We start from the raw sequence: 17,066 nt of genomic DNA, 5'->3' as shown, positions 1-17,066 counted from the left end.
CTTCCGGGGACGCGGGGTGGGGGCGGTGGTGGTGACCCCGTACGGAGTCGCGGAGCGGGAGAGCGCCAGGTTGAGCGGCGATCTCGCCCGTCGCCGGGTCGTCGAGTGGGCGGCGCGGCCAGGTGCGAGCTGGCGGTTCGGCCCCTCCGAGCTCACGATCATCGCTCCGCAGGCCGAGACGTCTCCGGAAGGGCGGGGGGAGGGAGCGGTCGTCAACAACGCCAGCGTCGTGGTGCACGTGCGCTGGGCGGCCGGGACGGCGTTGCTCAGCGGAGACATCGAGACCGAGGCCCAGGCGGAGCTGCTCCGGCGAGGGTTCCCGCCGGCCGACATCCTCAAGGTCCCTCATCACGGATCAGCCGGACACGACCCCGGCTTCTTCGCCGCCACCGGCGCCCGCGCCGCTTTGATCAGCGTCGGAGCGGACAACGACTACGGCCATCCCGCCCCGTCGACCCTGGCCCGGCTGAACAGGCTCGGCGTGCGGGTCTACCGGACGGACCTGTCGGGAGCCCTCGCCGTGGTGGCCCGTGGGGGAGGCCTGGCCGTCATCCCCCGAGGTCGCTCCGGCCGGACGGGTGATCGCCCGGGGCCCTGACGACCGATGACGTCGGCGGAGCCGAGTCCCAGTGAAATGACCGCAGGGCGGACCTGCCATACCGGGGCCGTGGTGAGGAGGCGTAACAGTCGTTTCCCGGGCTCCGCAGGCGCTGGACATCCGGTTCTCCAGCCGCTCGGAGAGGGAACGGACGTTTGACAATTCTGCCGTACTGCGTACCGTATGGCGTACGGTTCATATCGGTCGAGACACAGAGGACTCTGGCCCGCCTCCACGCGGGATGGGAGACCGGCGACCGGCGTACCGGGTAGAGCGTGTCGACGACAAAGGAGCGAGCAGTGACGGAAACTCAGGGATCCCCGTTCGGTAGTGGTGCCTTCATCCCGGCAGCCGAGGATCTGCAGAGCGTCGAGGCGTGGTTCGCCGAATACGACGCCCACAGCGCGAAGGTCGACGTCGAACGCATGGCGGACATGGCGATGTTCCCCCTCAACGTGGTGACCGACAGCGCCGACGGTGAAGGGTTGGCGGCCCAGTGGACCCGTGAGCGGTTCACCCGCACGATGGCCGAGGTGATGGGAGGCGGCGAGCCGGGTGACATCGCGATGCAGTCGACCCGTACGCCGCATTTCCTGACCAAGCACCTGGTCGTCGTGGTCACCGACGCGACGGTGACCGCGAACGGAGAGTCGTACGGCATGCGCTACGCGGACCTGCTGGTGAAGGCCGGCGGCCGATGGGTCTTCCAGACCATGGTGCAGGGAGGATGGGCCGAAGCCTGGAAGGAGACCCCGCAGGCCACCTGACCCCTACGCCCCCTCGCCGGCACAGCCTCGCCGTGCGTGCCCGTCACGGTCTCCCCGTGCGTGCCCGTCACGGCTTCCCTGTGTGGGTCTTCCGTGTGTCCGTCACGGCTTCCCTGTCATGGCTTCCCCGTGTGGGCCTTTCCGTGCGTTCCGGTCACGGTCTTCCCTTGTATTCCTCCCGTGCGTGCTTCCCCGGGTTCCCTCATAGTCCGATCTCTCCGGGAACGGTCTGCCGTCGGCGGACCGTTTCCCCGTCCCCTGTCTCCCCGGGGGGCAGGCCATGTGGCTTCCCGTGGGATCAGAGCGCGGCCTTGACCGGGCGGCGGAACTCGGTGTTCACGTCGGCGGCGTAGACCGAGCGGCTGCAGTGTGCGCAGCGGTACATGATGGGGCCCTCGTCGAGGGTCGTCCCGCAGTGCGGGCAGGCGTGGCGGCAGGTAGTGGAGTTCATCGTGGGTTTCACCTCCCTTGCTTGCTCCGAGCCTGCCCCATGAGGCCTGCATTCGGATTGCGAACGGCTTGCTGATTGCAATTCGGCCACCGGCACGTGGCATGCTGCTGGACATGGCGGCAACCGATCCAGCACCCGTGATCCTGATACTCGGCGACGAGGAGTTGCTGGCCGACCGCGCGGTGGGCGAGGTGATCGCGGCGGCCAGGGCGACGGACCCGGGAACCGAGGTGTACGACCTGATCGGCGGGAAGGTGGAGCCGGGGGAGCTGACCCGGTTGTCCTCGCCGTCGCTGTTCGGCGACAGGTCGGTGGTGGCGATCCGCTCGGCCCAGGACCTGTCCAAGGAGGTCGTCACCGAGATCGTCTCCTATGCCGCCCACCCGGCCGACGACACCGTGCTGCTCCTCGTCCACCCCGGCGGGGTCAAGGGGAAGGCCCTGGTGGACGGGGTCAAGAAGGCCGGTGCCCACGTGGTCGCCGTGACCAAGCTGACCAAGCCGGCCGAACGGCTCGCGTTTGTCAAGGCCGAGCTGAAGCGGGCGGGGCGGAGCATCGGCGCCGACGCGGCCGCCGCCCTGCTCGACGCGGTGGGCAACGACCTGCGGGAGCTGGCCGCCGCCTGCAGCCAGCTGGCCTTCGACACCCCGGGCAAAGCCATCGACGAGGCGGCCGTCGCCCGTTACCACCGGGGGCGGGCCGAGGTCAGCGGGTTCACCGTGGCCGACTCCGCCGTCGAAGGACGGCTGGGCGACGCCCTTGAGCAGCTCCGCTGGGCGCTCGCCACCGGAACGGCCCCCGTCCTGCTGGTGAGCGCGCTCGCCGGAGGGCTGCGCTCGCTCGCGAAGGTGGGCGGCGCCCCGCGCAACCTGCGCGGCGGGCAGCTCGCCAGCCATCTCGGCATGCCGCCCTGGAAGATCGACCGGGTCCAGCGGCAGCTGAACGGCTGGGGCCCCGACGGCATCGCCCGTGCGCTCCAGGCGGCCGCCACCGCCGACGAGCAGGTCAAGGGCGGCGGTGCCGACCCCGCCTACGCGCTGGAGCACATGATCCAGACTGTCGTGGCCAGCCGTACCGGCCGCTAGGACCGTTCTCCGCATGTGCGACATCGTCGCAGGTCAGATGCTCCGCAAGATCTAAAACTGTCCGTGATCGCCCCTGGCCGATCGGGGCTGGACGCGGAATGCAGGGCTGGGTTCCGCCTCCCCGACGCGATCAGCGCTGGTCCGTCCTGCGCTGGACGTCCACCGGAGGCGTGAGGTCGCTCCTCGACCCCACGCGCATCCGCGGGGATGCGGGGAGCTGGCCGAGGACGGTCGCGCCGAGGGCCAGCGCGAAGCCGGTGAGCTGAAGCGGGCTCAGGGACTGGCCGAGGGCGATCCAGCCGAGGAGTGCCGCGGTGAGCGGGCTGAGGGTGCCGAGCAGGGACACCTGGGCGGCCGGCAGCCGGGCGATGCCGCGGAACCACAGGGTGTAGGCGGCGGCCGTGCCGACGAGGCCCAGCCAGAGGTAGCCGCCGACGGCGGCTCCGTCCAGGGCGGGCGGCATGCCCTCGACGGCGAGGGCCACAGGGGCGATCATCAGGCCGCCCGCGGTGAGCTGCCAGCCGGTGAGGGCCAGGTCGCTCACGCCCGGCGGCTTCCCCCAGGCGCGGGTGAGGACGACCCCCGCGGCCATGCCCGCCGCGGCGACGACGCCGGCGGTGACACCGACGGCGTCGAGGGCGGCGTCGGCCCGGAGCACGACGAGGGAGACGCCGACCGCCGCGGTGATCCCGGCGATCACGCGGTGGACCGGGACGGTCTCGCGCAGTACGGCACGGGTGAATCCGGCGACGAGGAGCGGCTGGATGGCGCCGAGGACTCCCGCCACGCCGCCGGGCAGCCGGTAGGCGGACAGGAAGAGCAGGGGGAAGAACATGCCGATGTTCAGTGCGCCCAGCACCGGTGCCCGCCACCACCAGCTGCCCCGGGGGAGCGTCCGCGTCATGGCGACCAGGAGTAAGCCGGCGGGGAGGGCGCGGAGCAGGGCGGTCAGCAACGGGCGGTCCGGGGGCAGCAGCTCGGTGGTCACGATGTAGGTGGTGCCCCAGACCGCGGGGGCGAGGGCTGTGGTGGCGATGAGGGCGAGACGGGGGGCCGGCATGAAGACTCCTTCATTAAACTCAATGCTAAGTAACTTAGCACTAAGTTATTTACCGTCAAGCTACACTGCTGCCATGACAGAGGACCCGGTCGACCGGATCATGTTGCAGTGGCGGCGGGAGCGGCCCGATTTGGACCCCTCCTCGATGGGGATCTTCGGGCGGATCTACCGGATCGCCCGGCTCATGGGTGATCGCATGGAAGAGGTGTACGGGGCCCGCGGTCTCAGCCGGGGCGAGTTCGACGTGCTCGCCACCCTCCGCCGGTCCGGCGAGCCGTACACGCTGTCGCCCAAGGCCATGACCGCCACGCTCATGCTGACCTCCGGCGGCATGACGGGACGCCTCGACCGGTTGGAGCGGGCGGCTCTGATCGTCCGCGCCCCCGACCCGGACGACCGCCGGGCACTGCGGGTCAGCCTGACCCCCAAGGGGCTCCAGTTGGTCGACGAGGCCGTGGCCGCGGGACTGGAGCCTCAGCGCGAGGCGCTGGCCGCGCTGCCGGAGGAGGATCGCGAGCGGCTCGGCGACCTGCTCAGAACTCTGCTGGGCGAGCTGGAGTGATCCGGACCCGTCCGGTGAATCGCCCGTCCGGGCCGGGCGCCGGGTCCTGCACGCCGGAACGGGGTTCCTGTCGCGTGTGGCGGCTCCCGAACGCTGCGGCAGGGCTCCTGATACGGCTGGGCGGCGCCTGCGCGCCGGAACGGAGTTCCTGACTTTCGTCGGGAACCGCCCGGCGCCCGCCGACGCCGGGGCGCCGTGCTCTCGGGAGACGCCGGGACGCCGCACTCTCGTAAAACGCCGAAACGCCGAAACGCCGAAACGGCGTACTCCGGCGAAACGCCGGGACGTCGTACCCCGGTGGAACGCCAGAACGCCGCATCCCCCCGTGCGGGGGATGCGGCGTCCGGAAGAACCTGGGTTACTTGGCGGCCGAGAGCTCGACGACGCGCTGGGCGATCGCCGACTTGCGGTTGGCGGCCTGGTTCTTGTGGATCACGCCCTTGCTGGCGGCCTTGTCCAGCTGGCGGGAAGCGGCGCGCTGGAGCACGACGGCCTGGTCGACGTTGCCCTGGTCGGCAGCCTCGCGGAACTTGCGGACCGCCGTCTTGAGGGACGACTTGACAGCCTTGTTACGCAGCCGGGCCTTCTCGTTCTGCCGGTTGCGCTTGATCTGGGACTTGATGTTCGCCACGAAGAAGCCTCGGTGAATGTCGTCGGAGTGGGGCGCGCGGGCAGAGAGGGCGCGCCACACGCAGTTGAACAGGCTACCAACTGCCTGGACGGTCGCTCAAATCGACTGCCTGGACAGAGGGATGCCTGATCAGTTTACCGTGCTGTTGTCATGGACGAGACCAGAATCGCTCGTACTCCGCCCAGTCTTCCGCAGTGGCCGCGAAATCGACGTACAGGGCCAGCCCGAACCGCTCGCGTGGCTTGCCGTAGGCGGTCAGCGCCAGCCGCGCGCCCTCGGCCGCCGTCGCGACGCTCTCGGCCGCGTCGACCCACGGCACGTTGTGGTCGTGGTAGGCCGGGGCGCCGATCAGCACGGTCCTCTCCGGCGGCACGAGCTCCAGCGCGAGGCCGCCCTGCCGTACGACATGGCCGCCGTAGAGCAGTTCGGAGGGGAGGCCGGAGTCGTAGGTCATGATCGCGACCTGGTCGGTGAGGGCCGCGACCTCCTTGAAGTACTCGGGCGACCAGTACTTGTCGTGGCCGATGACGGCGCGGACGGCGGGGCGGGTCAGCGGGAACGGTTCGATCTGCGGTGTCGAGGTGGAGAGCAGGCCGTCGCCGACGATCGGGCGCGTCCGGGTCAGCAGGTCGAGGAACTCGGTGTCGCCGCTGCCGATCGGCTCGAAGTTGTAGTGCACGCCGTCGAAGCCGAGCGTCATGACGCCGCTCACGCTGTCGAGCACGCGCTGCCTGGTGGCCGGGTCGTCGAGGTCCAGGCCGCCGTCGACCTTCTGGCCGAGCCACGCCGAGACCCGCACCTTCGGCAGCTCCGCGCGCCACCGCTTCAGGAAGTCCTCGGCGGCGGGATGCTTGGCGGCGGGCAGCGTCCCGTCGTACTCGAAGGGGCCGGAGTGGACATACACGTCCCTGATCCCCGTCTTGCGCAGCCGGGCGGCCAGCTCCTTCAGATCGGCGGCGTTCTTGCGGCCGTCCACCCACGCGTGGCCGAGCCACAGGGCGTCGTGACCGGTGGTCTTCGCCCACGGGGCGGGTGTCCCGGTAAACTGGAGCGTGAGGGTGGCTGCGGCCACCCCGGGAAGCACAAGGAGCACGGCCGCCACCATCGCGAGAAACCGCAGGCCGCGCCGTGCTCTGGTCCGGGCAATCACCCGGACATGTCACCATGGAAGACGGCTGGTATGCCAGTCGTCGATCGTCATCAATCCCGTCGAAACGGACACCGGTGCGCATTCAGCCTGGCCAGACCGATCCCGCGGTGATCCGCAACTTCTGCATCATCGCGCATATCGACCATGGCAAGTCAACGCTTGCCGACCGCATGTTGCAGATCACCGGCGTGGTCGACGACCGTTCAATGCGCGCCCAGTACCTCGATCGGATGGACATCGAGCGCGAGCGCGGCATCACCATCAAGTCGCAGGCGGTCCGGCTGCCGTGGCAGATGGGCGACACCGACTACGTCCTCAACATGATCGACACCCCCGGGCACGTCGACTTCACCTACGAGGTGTCCCGCTCGCTCCAGGCATGCGAGGGCGCCATCCTGCTGGTCGACGCCGCGCAGGGGATCGAGGCGCAGACGCTGGCCAACCTCTACCTGGCCATGAACAACGACATGACGATCATCCCGGTGCTCAACAAGATCGACCTTCCCGCCGCGCAGCCGGAGAAGTACGCCGCGGAGATCGCCCACCTCATCGGCTGCGAGCCGGAGGACGTGCTGAAGGTCTCCGGCAAGACCGGTGTGGGCGTCCGGGAGCTGCTCGACCATGTCGTCCAGAACGTTCCGGCCCCGGTCGGCGACGCCGACGCGCCCGCCCGCGCGCTGATCTTCGACTCCGTCTACGACACCTACCGCGGCGTGATCACCTACGTCCGGGTCATGGACGGTCACCTGGGCAAGCGCGAGCGCATCCTGATGATGTCCACCGCCGCGGCCCACGAGACGCTGGAGATCGGCGTCATCTCGCCGGAGCCGAAGATCGCCGACAAGGGGCTCGGCGTCGGTGAGGTGGGCTACCTCATCACCGGTGTGAAGGACGTCCGCCAGTCGCGGGTCGGCGACACCGTGACCTCCGTCGCGCGGCCGGCCGCCAAGGCGCTCAGCGGCTACGAGCACCCCAAGCCGATGGTCTTCTCGGGGCTCTACCCGATCGACGGCGACGACTACCCCGAGCTCCGTGAGGCGCTGGACAAGCTCCAACTCAACGACGCCGCCCTGGTCTACGAGCCGGAGACCTCCGCGGCCCTCGGCTTCGGCTTCCGCTGCGGCTTCCTCGGCCTGCTCCACATGGAGATCGTCCGCGAGCGCCTGGAGCGGGAGTTCAACCTCTCGCTCATCTCCACCGCGCCCAACGTGGTCTACCAGGTGATCATGGAGGACGGTAAGGAGGTCACCGTCACCAACCCCTCGGAGTTCCCCACGGGCAAGGTCGAAAAGGTCTTCGAGCCGATGGTGAAGTCCACGGTGCTGGTCCCCTCGGAGTTCATCGGCGCCATCATGGAGCTCTGCCAGAACCGCCGGGGCAACCTGCAGGGTATGGACTACCTGTCGGAGGACCGCGTCGAGATCCGCTACACCATGCCGCTCGGCGAGATCATCTTCGACTTCTTCGACCAGCTCAAGTCCCGCACGCGCGGTTACGCCTCACTGGACTACGAGCCCTCCGGCGAGCAGGAGTCCGAGCTGGTCAAGGTCGACATCCTGCTCCAGGGCGAGGCCGTGGACGCCTTCAGCGCCATCGTCCACAAGGACAAGGCCTACGCCTACGGGGTGGAGATGGCCAAGAAGCTCCGCGAGCTCATCCCGAGGCAGCAGTTCGAGGTGCCGATCCAGGCCGCCATCGGCGCCCGGGTCATCGCCCGTGAGAACATCCGCGCCATCCGCAAGGACGTCCTCGCCAAGTGCTACGGCGGTGACATCTCCCGTAAGCGCAAGCTGCTGGAGAAGCAGAAGGAGGGCAAGAAGCGGATGAAGATGGTCGGCCGGGTGGAGGTCCCCCAGGAGGCCTTCGTCGCCGCGCTGTCCACCGAGTCGTCCACCGACAAGGCCAAGAAGTAGCCGCTCCCGGCCGGGGATTCCCGGCGGGGTGAGCCGGTGGACGCCGGCTCACCCCGCGATCGGGGCGGCGTCGCGGCCACCGGGGCCTTCCGGGCCGCCACGGTGACAGGGAGCCGGTGCGCCCCTGCCGCTCCGCCCACGGGGACGGGATCGCCGGGCGGGAGCGGAGGCCGGGACGTGCGGGCGGGGTCGCCGGTGACCCAGGACCTGCGGCCCCGCCCGGTCTGGGGGACAGACGCCTCAGCGCAGGACGCTGTAGAGCGCCGAGGTCAGCGAGGCCTTGGCGTCGTCCTGGTCGATGGACCACATCATGGAGCCGCCGAGACCCTTCAGGCGGATGTAGGCCGCCTTCTGGGTGACCGTGGTGGGGTCGTCGTAGGACCAGAACTCGTTGCCGTCGTAGATCCAGGCCGCGCCGGTCCGCAGGTCGCGGTAGCGCTTGCCGGGCTTCTTGACGATGTTCTCGTAGTCGTCGACACCGGCGGCCCAGGTGCCCTGGGCGGGGCCGGTGGCGCTCTTGAACAGACCGTTGCCGCCGCCGGTGACGCCGGTCCAGCCCTGGCCGTACGCCGGGACGCCGACCACGATCTTCCTGGCCGGGGCGCCACGCGACAGGTAGTCGCGGACAGTCTGGTCCACGCTGTACTTCACCGTGTTGGGGTCGCGCCGGTCCGCGAACAGGTTGCCGTTGTGACCGGTGACGGTCTCCCATGAGCCGCGCAGGTCGTAGCCCTGGACGGTGGCGAAGGTGAAGTGCCTGAAGAGCTCGCGCACCTCGAAACCCGAGTCGATCTTCGCCGCCGCGGCGGGCAGGTAGGCGCTCAGCTCGCTCTTGCGGTCGAACTCGTTCATCTGGCGGCGGAGCTCGGCGGTGAACAGCGTGAAGTTGCGCTTGTCCTCGGGCCTGATGACGTTGCCGTCGGCGCCGGAGGAGCCCGGCCACTCCCAGTCCAGGTCGATGCCGTCGAAGACGCCTGCTCCCGCGCCGGGCGCGGCGCCGGGCAGGTTGCCCTTGAGCCACAGGTCCACGCAGGAGGCCGCCAGCTTGGTACGGCCCTCGGCGGTGAGCACCGCGTCGGAGAAGTACTTCGAGCCGCTCCAGCCGCCGAGCGAGATCATCGCCTTGAGGCCGGGGTGCTTGGCCTTGAGCTTCTTCAGCTGGTTCAGGTTGCCGCTGAGGGCCTGGCCGTCGGCGTCGGCGGCGCCGTCCACGCTCTGGTCGGCGGGCACCGGGCGCTGCCAGTCGGCCCAGGCGTCGGAGGAGACGCAGTCGCCGTCGGCGCCGACGAATCCGAACGCGTAGTTGATATGGGTGAGCTTGGCCGCCGCGCCGGTGGTGTCGATGTCCTTGACGTGGTAGTTACGGCCGTAGATGCCCCACTGAACGAAATAGGCGACCCGCTTGAAGCGGTCGCCGTGGTCCGGATGTGCCTGGGCCTGGGCGGGCGCCGGTGCGGCCAGGGCCGTCAGACCGGCGGCGAGGGCCGCCGCGAGCGTGTTCCGGAGGAGTCTCTGCACGGGCTTCTCCACCTGCTGGGGGGGTAACTTATAGGAAACTTTCCTTTAAGTTTTCCCGGATCGTAGACCTGGGCGAACTGAGCGTCAACGGTCTTCCATGGATTTGCCGCATAGCGGTCACCCGGGGCGTACACCCCCGTTCCGCCGCGCGATTCCGCAGCCGCGCTGGACGGCCTCCGCGCCGCCGTACGGCTCTGCGATGCGTCTGTGCCGCCGTACGGCTCCGTCATGTGTCCTGTGCCGCCGTACGGCTCTGCGATGCGTCTGTGCCGCCGTACGGCTCTGTACGGCTCCGCGGTCAGTGGGCGCGCGGGGGTCCGGCGCGGCGCCACGGTCCGGGCATCGCGGCCGGAGCGGCAGACTTGGTGTTGTGCCATCCACTCTTCCCGACGGTGATCCCGTACCGGCCTCGGGCCGGCTCCCCGACAGCGCGCTCCACGGGCTCGGCGGGCGTCCCTTCGGTTTCTACGTCCATGTGCCCTTCTGCGTGACCCGCTGCGGTTACTGCGACTTCAACACCTACACGGCGTCCGAGCTCGGCCCCGGCGCCTCGCACAAGGACTACGCCGACACCGCCGTCGACGAGGTACGGCGGGCCCGGGCCAACCTGGGCGACGCGGACCTTCCGGTCGAGACCGTGTTCTTCGGCGGAGGCACCCCCACCCTGCTGCCCGCCGGGGACCTGGTCCGGATCCTGGGCGCGATCGAGGAGGAGTTCGGGCTCGCTCCCGGCGCCGAGGTGACCACCGAGGCCAACCCCGAGTCGGTGGACCCGGCCTACCTGTCCGAGCTGCGCGGCGGCGGGTTCACCCGGATGAGCTTCGGCATGCAGAGCGCCCGTGAGCACGTGCTGGAGGTGCTGGAGCGCCGGCACACCCCCGGCCGGCCGGCGCAGGCCGTACGGGAGGCCAGGGAGGCCGGGTTCGACCACGTCAACCTGGACCTGATCTACAGCACGCCGGGGGAGAGCGACGACGACTGGCGGGCCTCGCTGGCCGCGGCGATCGAGGCCGGGCCCGACCACGTGTCCGCCTACTCGCTGATCGTGGAGGACGGCACCAGGCTGGCGGCCAGGATCCGGCGCGGCGAGCTGCCGATGCCCGACGACGACGTGGCCGCCGATCGCTATCTCATCGCCGACGCCATGCTCGCCGAGGCCGGCTTCGAGTGGTACGAGGTGTCCAACTGGGCGACCTCGGAGGCCGGACGCTGCCGGCACAACCTGCTCTACTGGACCGGCGGCGACTGGTGGGGTGTCGGCCCCGGCGCGCACAGCCACGTCGGCGGCACCCGCTGGTGGAACGTCAAGCATCCGGCGGCCTACGCCCAGCGCCTGGCCTCCGGCGTCTCGCCCGCGCACGCGCGCGAGGTGCTGACTCCGCAGGACAGAGCGGTGGAGCGGCTGATGCTGGAGCTCAGGCTCGTCCGGGGCTTCCCGCTCAGGGAGATCGAAAGGCCGCCGGTCGTCGCCCGGGCGCTGGCCGACGGCCTGCTGGAGATGGAGCCGTTCAAGGCGGGCCGCGCGGTGCTGACACTGCGCGGCCGCCTGCTGGCCGACGCCCTGGTACGCGATCTGACCTGAGAGCCGCCGGCGGGGTCCGGGGGAGATGTAAGTGCCGGGCGTGCGTCCCCGGTCAGCTGATGAAGCGGATGTTCAACGGATAGCGGTACCTCTCGCCCCGGCTGGCCGCTACGGCGGCGACGATCATCAAGGTGATCGACCCGATCCACACCACGAACATCAGGATGAAGCCGATCAGCACGAACGCCAGGATCCAGGAGACGAAGTAGGCGATCATCAGGGTGAGCTGGAAGTTGAGCGCCTCGGCCGCCTGGTCCCGCACGTAGGGGGAGTCGTCCTTCTTCACGAAATAGACCACCAGCGGGCCGACGAACCAGGTCAGCAGGCCCAGCAGATGGGCGAGCATGGCCATGGTGGTGTCGTCGCTCCCGGGCCGCGGGCCGTACGTCCCCGGCGGCGCCGGGTATCCGTAGCCGGGCGGCGGGCCGTAGGCGCCGGGCGGCGGGTACGCCTCCTGGTAGCCGCCCTGATAGCCCCGCCGGTAGTCGTGGCCGTCCGATCCGTACGGCGACGCGGCCGGTGGCGGGTAGCCCTGGCCGGACTGGGGGTAGCCCTGGCCGGGCTGAGGCTGGGTGTGGCCGGGCCGGGTGTGGTCCTGGCCGGGCTGAGGCGAGGTATAGCCGGGCTGGGTGTAGCCGGGCTGAGGTGGCGGGGGGTAGCCGGGCTGGGACGGCCGGCCGGTGTGTCCGGCGGGCTCGTCGTCCGCGGACCCGGGCCGCGGTTCCTCGGGGCTGTCGCTCATGACCCCTCCTGATGGGTGCGGGGTTGACCATCCTCGCCGGGAACCGTCACGAAGTCGATCAGTTCCTCGACCGGGCCGAGAAGCTCCGGCTCCAGATCGGCGTAGGTGGCCACCGATCCGAGAATGCGGCGCCACGCGTCAGCGGGCTCCAGATCCCAGCCCAGAGCGGCGATGACCCCTTCCTTCCAGGGTACGCCGCGCGGCACCGACGGCCAGGAGGCGATCTTCAGCACCGAGGGCTTGACCGCCTGCCAGACGTCGACGAACGGGTGTCCGACGATCAGCACGTGCGGTGAGGAGACCTGGGCGGCGATCCGGCTCTCCTTCGAGCCGGGGACCAGGTGGTCGACGAGCACGCCCAGGCGGCGGCCGGGGCCGGGCTCGAACTCCTCGACGATCGAGGGCAGGTGATCGACCCCCTCGAGATACTCCACGACCACGCCCTCCACCCGGAGGTCGTGGCCCCAGACCTTCTCCACGAGCGCGGCGTCGTGCACGCCCTCCACGTAGATCCGGCTCTCCTTGGCCACCTGGGCACGCAGGCCCTCCACCGCGATCGAGCCCGAGGCGCTCCGCCTCGGGCCCCGCGGCGCGGCGGCGGGCCGCACCAGCGTCACCACCTTGCCCTCCAGGAGGAATGCGGCGGGTTCCAGCGGGAACAGCCGCCGTCGCCCGAACCGGTCCTCCAGCGTGACGGCCTCCTTGTCGCAGGCCACCACGGCGCCGCAGAAGCCGCCGTCGGCGTCCTCCACGACGAGGTCGAGCTCTGCGGGGACCTGGGGGATCTTCCCCCTGAGGGGGCGCCTCCAGTCCTCCGACAGCACGTCACGCTCGTACATCACCGGCCGCCCACTCTCTTCTCAGGGATCAAGTGGACGGTAGCAAAAGCCGCGATCACCTGCCGTACGGTCCCGGCTGTCCCCACTGCCCCGCCGTGGCGGCCTGGCGCTTGCGGGCGCCGCTCCGCTTCACCAGCACGACGATCGTCACGATGACGGCCAGCAGGAAGCCCAGGCCCGGCACCGCGAACAGCGCGACGGCCCCGCCCACCACCGAGTCGGCGGCGATCTCCTTGCCGACGCCGAACTTGGCGCTCGCCCCCTCGGAGGTGGTGCAGGTGAGCGGGTAGTCGCCGGCCTTGTCCACCCCCACCCGCAGGGCCAGCTCCCAGATGACGCCGTCGGAGGTGACGGTCTGGTCCAGGCTCGGCTGCTGGAGCCTGACGGCTCCCGGATCGCCCTGGATCTGGCACTCGAACTTCGTGCCCGTCGCGGCGGAGACGTAGATGGCGGGCTTGTCCGCCGGGTCGAGCTTGACCGTCACGGTCTGGCCCGGCTGGAACGAGCTGGTGGGCGCGGCGTCGGTGATCGCGCTGAAGATGCCGCCGGCGAACCCGGCGATGCCGACGATCACGCTGAGCACGAAGACGAGCCAGGCGCCGACGATCCAGCCGATGCCGGGCTTGACCTTCGTCTTCGGCGGCGGGCCCTGGGGCGTCCCGTAGCCGGGAGGTGCGTATCCGTAGGGAGGGGCGCCCTGGTGCTGCTGGCCGTAGGGCTGCTGGGGGGCACCGTGACCGGGGGCACCGTAACCGGGGGCGCCGTGACCGGGGGCACCGTAACCGGGGGCGCCGTGACCGGGGGTGCCGGAGGGGCCGCCCCCGGAGGGGGATACGAAATCGTTCGACATGTCGTAAATTGTGGGGCTTGCCGCTTGTATACCGATAGCAGTTGACTTGCTGCCCGCTTGGCTCCATCATCCTGACGCCGTGTTATCGCACCCCGTGGGCTGGAGCCGTACACTTGGCACTCGGGAACACAGAGTGCCAGAGCTGGTGTTTTACGTTCGGGCGCAGGCAGGGAGGTGAGCGCGTTGGTCGACGACCGCAAGCTGGCGGTGCTTCGCGCCATCGTCGAGGACTACGTGTCCACCAACGAGCCGGTGGGTTCCAAGGCCCTCGTCGAACGGCACAACCTCGGCGTCTCGTCAGCGACCATCCGCAACGACATGGCGGTGCTGGAGGAGCAGGGCTACATCGCCCAGCCCCACACCAGCGCCGGCCGGGTGCCCACCGACAAGGGCTACCGGCTGTTCGTCGACCGGCTCTCGCAGGTGAAGCCGTTGTCGAGCGCCGAGCGGAAGGCCATCGAGACCTTCCTCGCCGGAGCCGTGGACATCGACGACGTCGTGATGCGCACGGTGCGCCTGCTGGCGCAGCTCACCCGGCAGGTCGCCGTCGTGCAGTACCCCACGCTGACCAACTCCACGGTCCGGCACGTCGAGCTGGTCCCGCTGAGCGAGCGCAGGCTGATGTTCGTGCTCATCACCAACACCGGGCGGGTCGAGCAGCGCGTGGTCGAGCTGCCCGACGTGGTCGACGAGACCCGCGTCGCCCACCTCCGCGCGACGCTCAACGCCTGCCTGGACGGGTGCGGGCTGGCCAGGGTCCCCGACATGGTCGCCGACCTGCCGGAACGGCTTCCGGCGGAGGACCGTCCGCTGGCGGCCACCGTCCTGTCGGTGCTGCTGGAGTCCCTCGTGGACCGGCATGATGAAAAGATCGTTTTCGCCGGGGCGGCCAACCTCGCGGGAGCCGACTTCACCGTCGGGCTCCGCGACGTGCTGGAGGCCCTGGAAGAGCAGGTGGTGCTCATGCGCCTGCTCGGTGAGACCTCCGACCTGTCGGCGCTGACGGTGCGGATCGGCTCTGAGAACCCCTACACCGGGCTCCAGGGCACGTCGCTCGTCGCCGCCGGATACGGTTCGGGGGACAAGCAACTGGCCCGGCTCGGTGTGCTGGGTCCGACGCGAATGGACTACCCGGTCACGATGGGCGCGGTGCGCGCGGTGGCACGCTACGTCAGCCAGATCCTGGCTGCATCCTAAGAGGTCAACTAAGTGGCTAAGAGCGACTACTACGGCACCCTCGGGGTGCGCCGTGACGCCAGTGCGGAAGAGATCAAGAAGGCCTACCGTCGCCTGGCGCGGGAGCTGCATCCCGATGTGAACCCCGACCCTGAGACTCAGGAGCGGTTCAAGGACATCACACAGGCCTACGAGGTCCTGTCCGACCCCAACAAGCGCCAGATGTACGACATGGGCGCCGATCCGTTCGCCGCGGGCGGGGGTGCGGGCGCCGGAGGCTTCGGCGCGGGTTTCCCGTTCAGCGACATCATGGACGCCTTCTTCGGCGCGGCCGGCGGCGGCGGTGGCCGCGGTCCCAGGTCACGTGCCCGCCGGGGCCGCAACGCCACCATCCGGGTGGAGCTCGACCTGCGCGAGTCGGGCTTCGGCACCACCCGTGAGCTGGTCGTCGACACCGCCGTGCTCTGCGAGGTCTGCACGGGCTCCGGCGCCGCGGCCGGCACCCACCCCGACACCTGCGACATGTGCCACGGCCGGGGCGAGGTCTCCCAGGTCACCCGGTCCTTCCTCGGCCAGGTCATGACCTCCCGTCCCTGCCCCCAGTGCGGCGGGTTCGGCTCGATCATCCGCAACCCCTGCCAGGAGTGCTCCGGCGACGGCCGGGTCCGCACGCGGCGGACCATCAAGGTCCGCATCCCGGCCGGCGTGGAGGACGGCACCCACATCCAGCTCGCCGGCGAGGGTGAGATCGGCCCGGGCGGCGGCCCGCCCGGCGACCTGTTCCTGGAGATCGTCGAGCGCGCGCACGAGATCTTCGAGCGCCGTGGCGACGACCTGCACTGCACCGTGCAGATCCCGATGACCGCCGCCGCGCTCGGCACCATCCTGACCATGGAGACGCTCGACGGCGCGGAGGAGCTCGACATCCGGCCGGGGACCCAGTCCGGGCAGACCATCCCGCTCTACGGCCGCGGTGTCCAGCGCCTCAACGAGACCGGCCGCGGCGACCTGCTGATCCACGTCAACGTGGAGACCCCCTCGCGCCTCGACCCGGCCCAGGAGGAGCTCATGCGCGAGCTCGCCAAGCTCCGCGGCGAGGAGCGCCCGCCCGGCAAGTTCGCCCCCGGCCAGCAGGGGTTCTTCTCCCGGCTGCGGGATGCGTTCAATGGCCGCTGACAGGCACGTCTCCCGGTCGCGCGGACCCGCCCGCACCGGCCGATGACGGTCCCGGTCTTCCTGGCCGATCCGGCCGACCTGGCCCGGGAGGAGTTCACGTTCGGCGGCCCCGAGGGACGCCACGCGGCCGCCGTGCGGCGGCTGCGGGCCGGGGAGCGGCTCGATCTGACCGACGGCGCGGGCGCCGTGGCCGAGTGCGTGGTCCGGGAGGCGGGCCGGGACTCCCTCCGCGTCGAGGTGCTGCGCCGCTACGATGCGCCGGCTCCGCGGCCCCGCCTGGTCGTGGTGCAGGGGCTGCCCAAGGGCGACCGGGGCGAGCTGGCCGTGGAGATGATGACCGAGGCGGGGGTCGACGTGATCGTGCCCTGGGCCGCGGCCCGGTGCGTCACCCAGTGGAAGGGCGAGCGGGCGGCCAAGGCGCTGAACCGCTGGCGTTCCACGGCGAGGGAGGCCGCCAAGCAGTCCCGCCGCTTCCACCTGCCCGAGGTGACCGAGCCCGCCACCACGGCCGGGGTCGTCACGCTGCTGTCGGCGGCGGCCCTGGGCGTCGTGCTGCACGAGGAGGCGGCCTCCCCGCTCTCCACCCTGGAGCTTCCCGGCGCCGGTGACATCGTCGTGGTGGTCGGCCCCGAGGGCGGGGTCGCCGATGAGGAGATCAGCGCGTTCCGCGAGGCGGGAGCGGTGCCGGCGCTGCTCGGGCCGACGGTGCTGCGCACCTCGACGGCCGGGGTCGCCGCGGCGGCGGTGCTTCAGACGCGCACCGGCCGCTGGTGACCCGCTAGCCGCCGGAGGAGACGGAGGTCGTCGACTCCGTCGGCAGGGGCGCCGGCTGGTCGTCGGTCGGCGGGCACTCGCCGGCCGTGCACGGGTGCTCCGAGGGCGTGGTCGCCTCCGAGGGCTTCGGGGTCGGCGCCTGTGTCTCCCTGCACTCCTCGGGGAGCTCCTCGGGCTCGACCACCGTGCTGT

General features: G+C 70.6%; 18 protein-coding genes. 9 read left to right on the top strand and 9 right to left on the bottom strand.

Annotated features, from left to right (window positions below):
• Both CA984_RS32615 and CA984_RS32610 read left to right on the top strand, forming a co-directional pair.
• Positions 1 to 598, top strand: a 598-nt coding sequence (locus tag CA984_RS32615; RefSeq protein ID WP_423229343.1) for a ComEC/Rec2 family competence protein, incomplete at its 5' end; no start/stop codon positions are given.
• A gap of 299 nt (positions 599 to 897) precedes the next feature.
• Positions 898 to 1,365: a hypothetical protein gene (locus tag CA984_RS32610; RefSeq protein WP_086577311.1), complete on the top strand. Its 468-nt coding sequence runs from the start codon at positions 898 to 900 to the stop codon at positions 1,363 to 1,365.
• A 298-nt stretch (positions 1,366 to 1,663) separates the two neighbouring features.
• On the opposite strand, the gene CA984_RS46570 is transcribed toward CA984_RS32610, so the two are convergent.
• Entirely contained in the window at positions 1,664 to 1,816 is a 153-nt protein-coding gene (locus tag CA984_RS46570) for a hypothetical protein (protein WP_165781501.1), read from the bottom strand.
• A gap of 113 nt (positions 1,817 to 1,929) precedes the next feature.
• Here CA984_RS46570 and holA point away from each other — a divergent pair, with 113 nt between their 5' ends.
• Positions 1,930 to 2,901, top strand: a complete 972-nt coding sequence (gene holA, locus CA984_RS32605) for a DNA polymerase III subunit delta (protein WP_242676302.1) — start codon at positions 1,930 to 1,932, stop codon at positions 2,899 to 2,901.
• 130 nt (positions 2,902 to 3,031) lie between these two features.
• On the opposite strand, the gene CA984_RS32600 is transcribed toward holA, so the two are convergent.
• Positions 3,032 to 3,961 carry an EamA family transporter gene (locus CA984_RS32600; RefSeq protein ID WP_086577309.1) on the bottom strand — a complete coding sequence of 310 codons (930 nt, stop codon included), beginning with the start codon at positions 3,959 to 3,961 and terminating at the stop codon, positions 3,032 to 3,034.
• 73 nt (positions 3,962 to 4,034) lie between these two features.
• Here CA984_RS32600 and CA984_RS32595 point away from each other — a divergent pair, with 73 nt between their 5' ends.
• Entirely contained in the window at positions 4,035 to 4,523 is a 489-nt protein-coding gene (locus CA984_RS32595) for a MarR family winged helix-turn-helix transcriptional regulator (protein ID WP_086577308.1), read from the top strand.
• Positions 4,524 to 4,881: 358 nt separating this feature from the next.
• On the opposite strand, the gene rpsT is transcribed toward CA984_RS32595, so the two are convergent.
• Together rpsT and CA984_RS32585 are read right to left on the bottom strand one after the other, a co-directional pair.
• Positions 4,882 to 5,154, bottom strand: coding sequence for a 30S ribosomal protein S20 (gene rpsT, locus CA984_RS32590; RefSeq protein ID WP_031163994.1), 273 nt, complete (start codon positions 5,152 to 5,154; stop codon positions 4,882 to 4,884).
• A 148-nt stretch (positions 5,155 to 5,302) separates the two neighbouring features.
• Positions 5,303 to 6,247: a glycoside hydrolase family 18 protein gene (locus CA984_RS32585; protein WP_242676301.1), complete on the bottom strand. Its 945-nt coding sequence runs from the start codon at positions 6,245 to 6,247 to the stop codon at positions 5,303 to 5,305.
• Positions 6,248 to 6,378: 131 nt separating this feature from the next.
• On the opposite strand from CA984_RS32585, the gene lepA reads away from it, so the two are divergent.
• Positions 6,379 to 8,217, top strand: coding sequence for a translation elongation factor 4 (lepA, locus tag CA984_RS32580; protein ID WP_086577306.1), 1,839 nt, complete (start codon positions 6,379 to 6,381; stop codon positions 8,215 to 8,217).
• Positions 8,218 to 8,457: 240 nt separating this feature from the next.
• Here lepA and CA984_RS32575 read toward each other — a convergent pair whose 3' ends face one another.
• A complete protein-coding gene (locus tag CA984_RS32575) occupies positions 8,458 to 9,735 on the bottom strand; it encodes a glycoside hydrolase family 18 protein (RefSeq protein WP_086577312.1) in 1,278 nt (425 codons plus the stop codon).
• Positions 9,736 to 10,105: 370 nt separating this feature from the next.
• Here CA984_RS32575 and hemW point away from each other — a divergent pair, with 370 nt between their 5' ends.
• Positions 10,106 to 11,317 (top strand): radical SAM family heme chaperone HemW, encoded by a 1,212-nt coding sequence (gene hemW, locus CA984_RS32570; protein ID WP_086577305.1) that lies wholly within the window; start codon positions 10,106 to 10,108, stop codon positions 11,315 to 11,317.
• A 52-nt stretch (positions 11,318 to 11,369) separates the two neighbouring features.
• Here the strand turns inward: hemW and CA984_RS32565 are convergent, their stop codons facing one another.
• Genes CA984_RS32565 through CA984_RS32555 form a run of 3 tightly spaced genes read right to left on the bottom strand, consistent with a single transcriptional unit; the run spans position 11,370 to position 13,748 of the window.
• The gene (locus CA984_RS32565) at positions 11,370 to 12,059 is read right to left on the bottom strand and encodes a DUF4870 domain-containing protein (RefSeq protein WP_086577304.1); all 690 of its coding nucleotides are present in this window, start codon (positions 12,057 to 12,059) and stop codon (positions 11,370 to 11,372) included.
• A complete protein-coding gene (locus CA984_RS32560; RefSeq protein WP_086577303.1) occupies positions 12,056 to 12,898 on the bottom strand; it encodes a DUF3097 domain-containing protein in 843 nt (280 codons plus the stop codon). The genes CA984_RS32565 and CA984_RS32560 overlap by 4 nt, the downstream gene beginning before the upstream one ends.
• A 55-nt stretch (positions 12,899 to 12,953) precedes the next feature.
• Positions 12,954 to 13,748 carry a hypothetical protein gene (locus CA984_RS32555; protein WP_086577302.1) on the bottom strand — a complete coding sequence of 265 codons (795 nt, stop codon included), beginning with the start codon at positions 13,746 to 13,748 and terminating at the stop codon, positions 12,954 to 12,956.
• A 183-nt stretch (positions 13,749 to 13,931) separates the two neighbouring features.
• Here CA984_RS32555 and hrcA point away from each other — a divergent pair, with 183 nt between their 5' ends.
• From hrcA to CA984_RS32540, 3 genes are read left to right on the top strand one after another with little or no spacing between them, the layout of a single operon-like run.
• Positions 13,932 to 14,945, top strand: coding sequence for a heat-inducible transcriptional repressor HrcA (gene hrcA / locus CA984_RS32550; protein WP_031163981.1), 1,014 nt, complete (start codon positions 13,932 to 13,934; stop codon positions 14,943 to 14,945).
• A gap of 12 nt (positions 14,946 to 14,957) precedes the next feature.
• A complete protein-coding gene (gene dnaJ, locus CA984_RS32545; RefSeq protein ID WP_086577301.1) occupies positions 14,958 to 16,100 on the top strand; it encodes a molecular chaperone DnaJ in 1,143 nt (380 codons plus the stop codon).
• Between the two features lie 42 nt (positions 16,101 to 16,142).
• The gene (locus tag CA984_RS32540; protein WP_086577300.1) at positions 16,143 to 16,874 is read left to right on the top strand and encodes a 16S rRNA (uracil(1498)-N(3))-methyltransferase; all 732 of its coding nucleotides are present in this window, start codon (positions 16,143 to 16,145) and stop codon (positions 16,872 to 16,874) included.
• 4 nt (positions 16,875 to 16,878) lie between these two features.
• On the opposite strand, the gene CA984_RS46565 is transcribed toward CA984_RS32540, so the two are convergent.
• Positions 16,879 to 17,066: hypothetical protein (locus CA984_RS46565; RefSeq protein WP_207621128.1), on the bottom strand; the 188-nt coding region annotated here is incomplete at its 5' end.

Source organism: Streptosporangium minutum (genome assembly GCF_002149035.1).
Classification (GTDB): domain Bacteria; phylum Actinomycetota; class Actinomycetes; order Streptosporangiales; family Streptosporangiaceae; genus Streptosporangium; species Streptosporangium minutum.
This window is presented reverse-complemented; position numbering and strand designations above follow the sequence as displayed.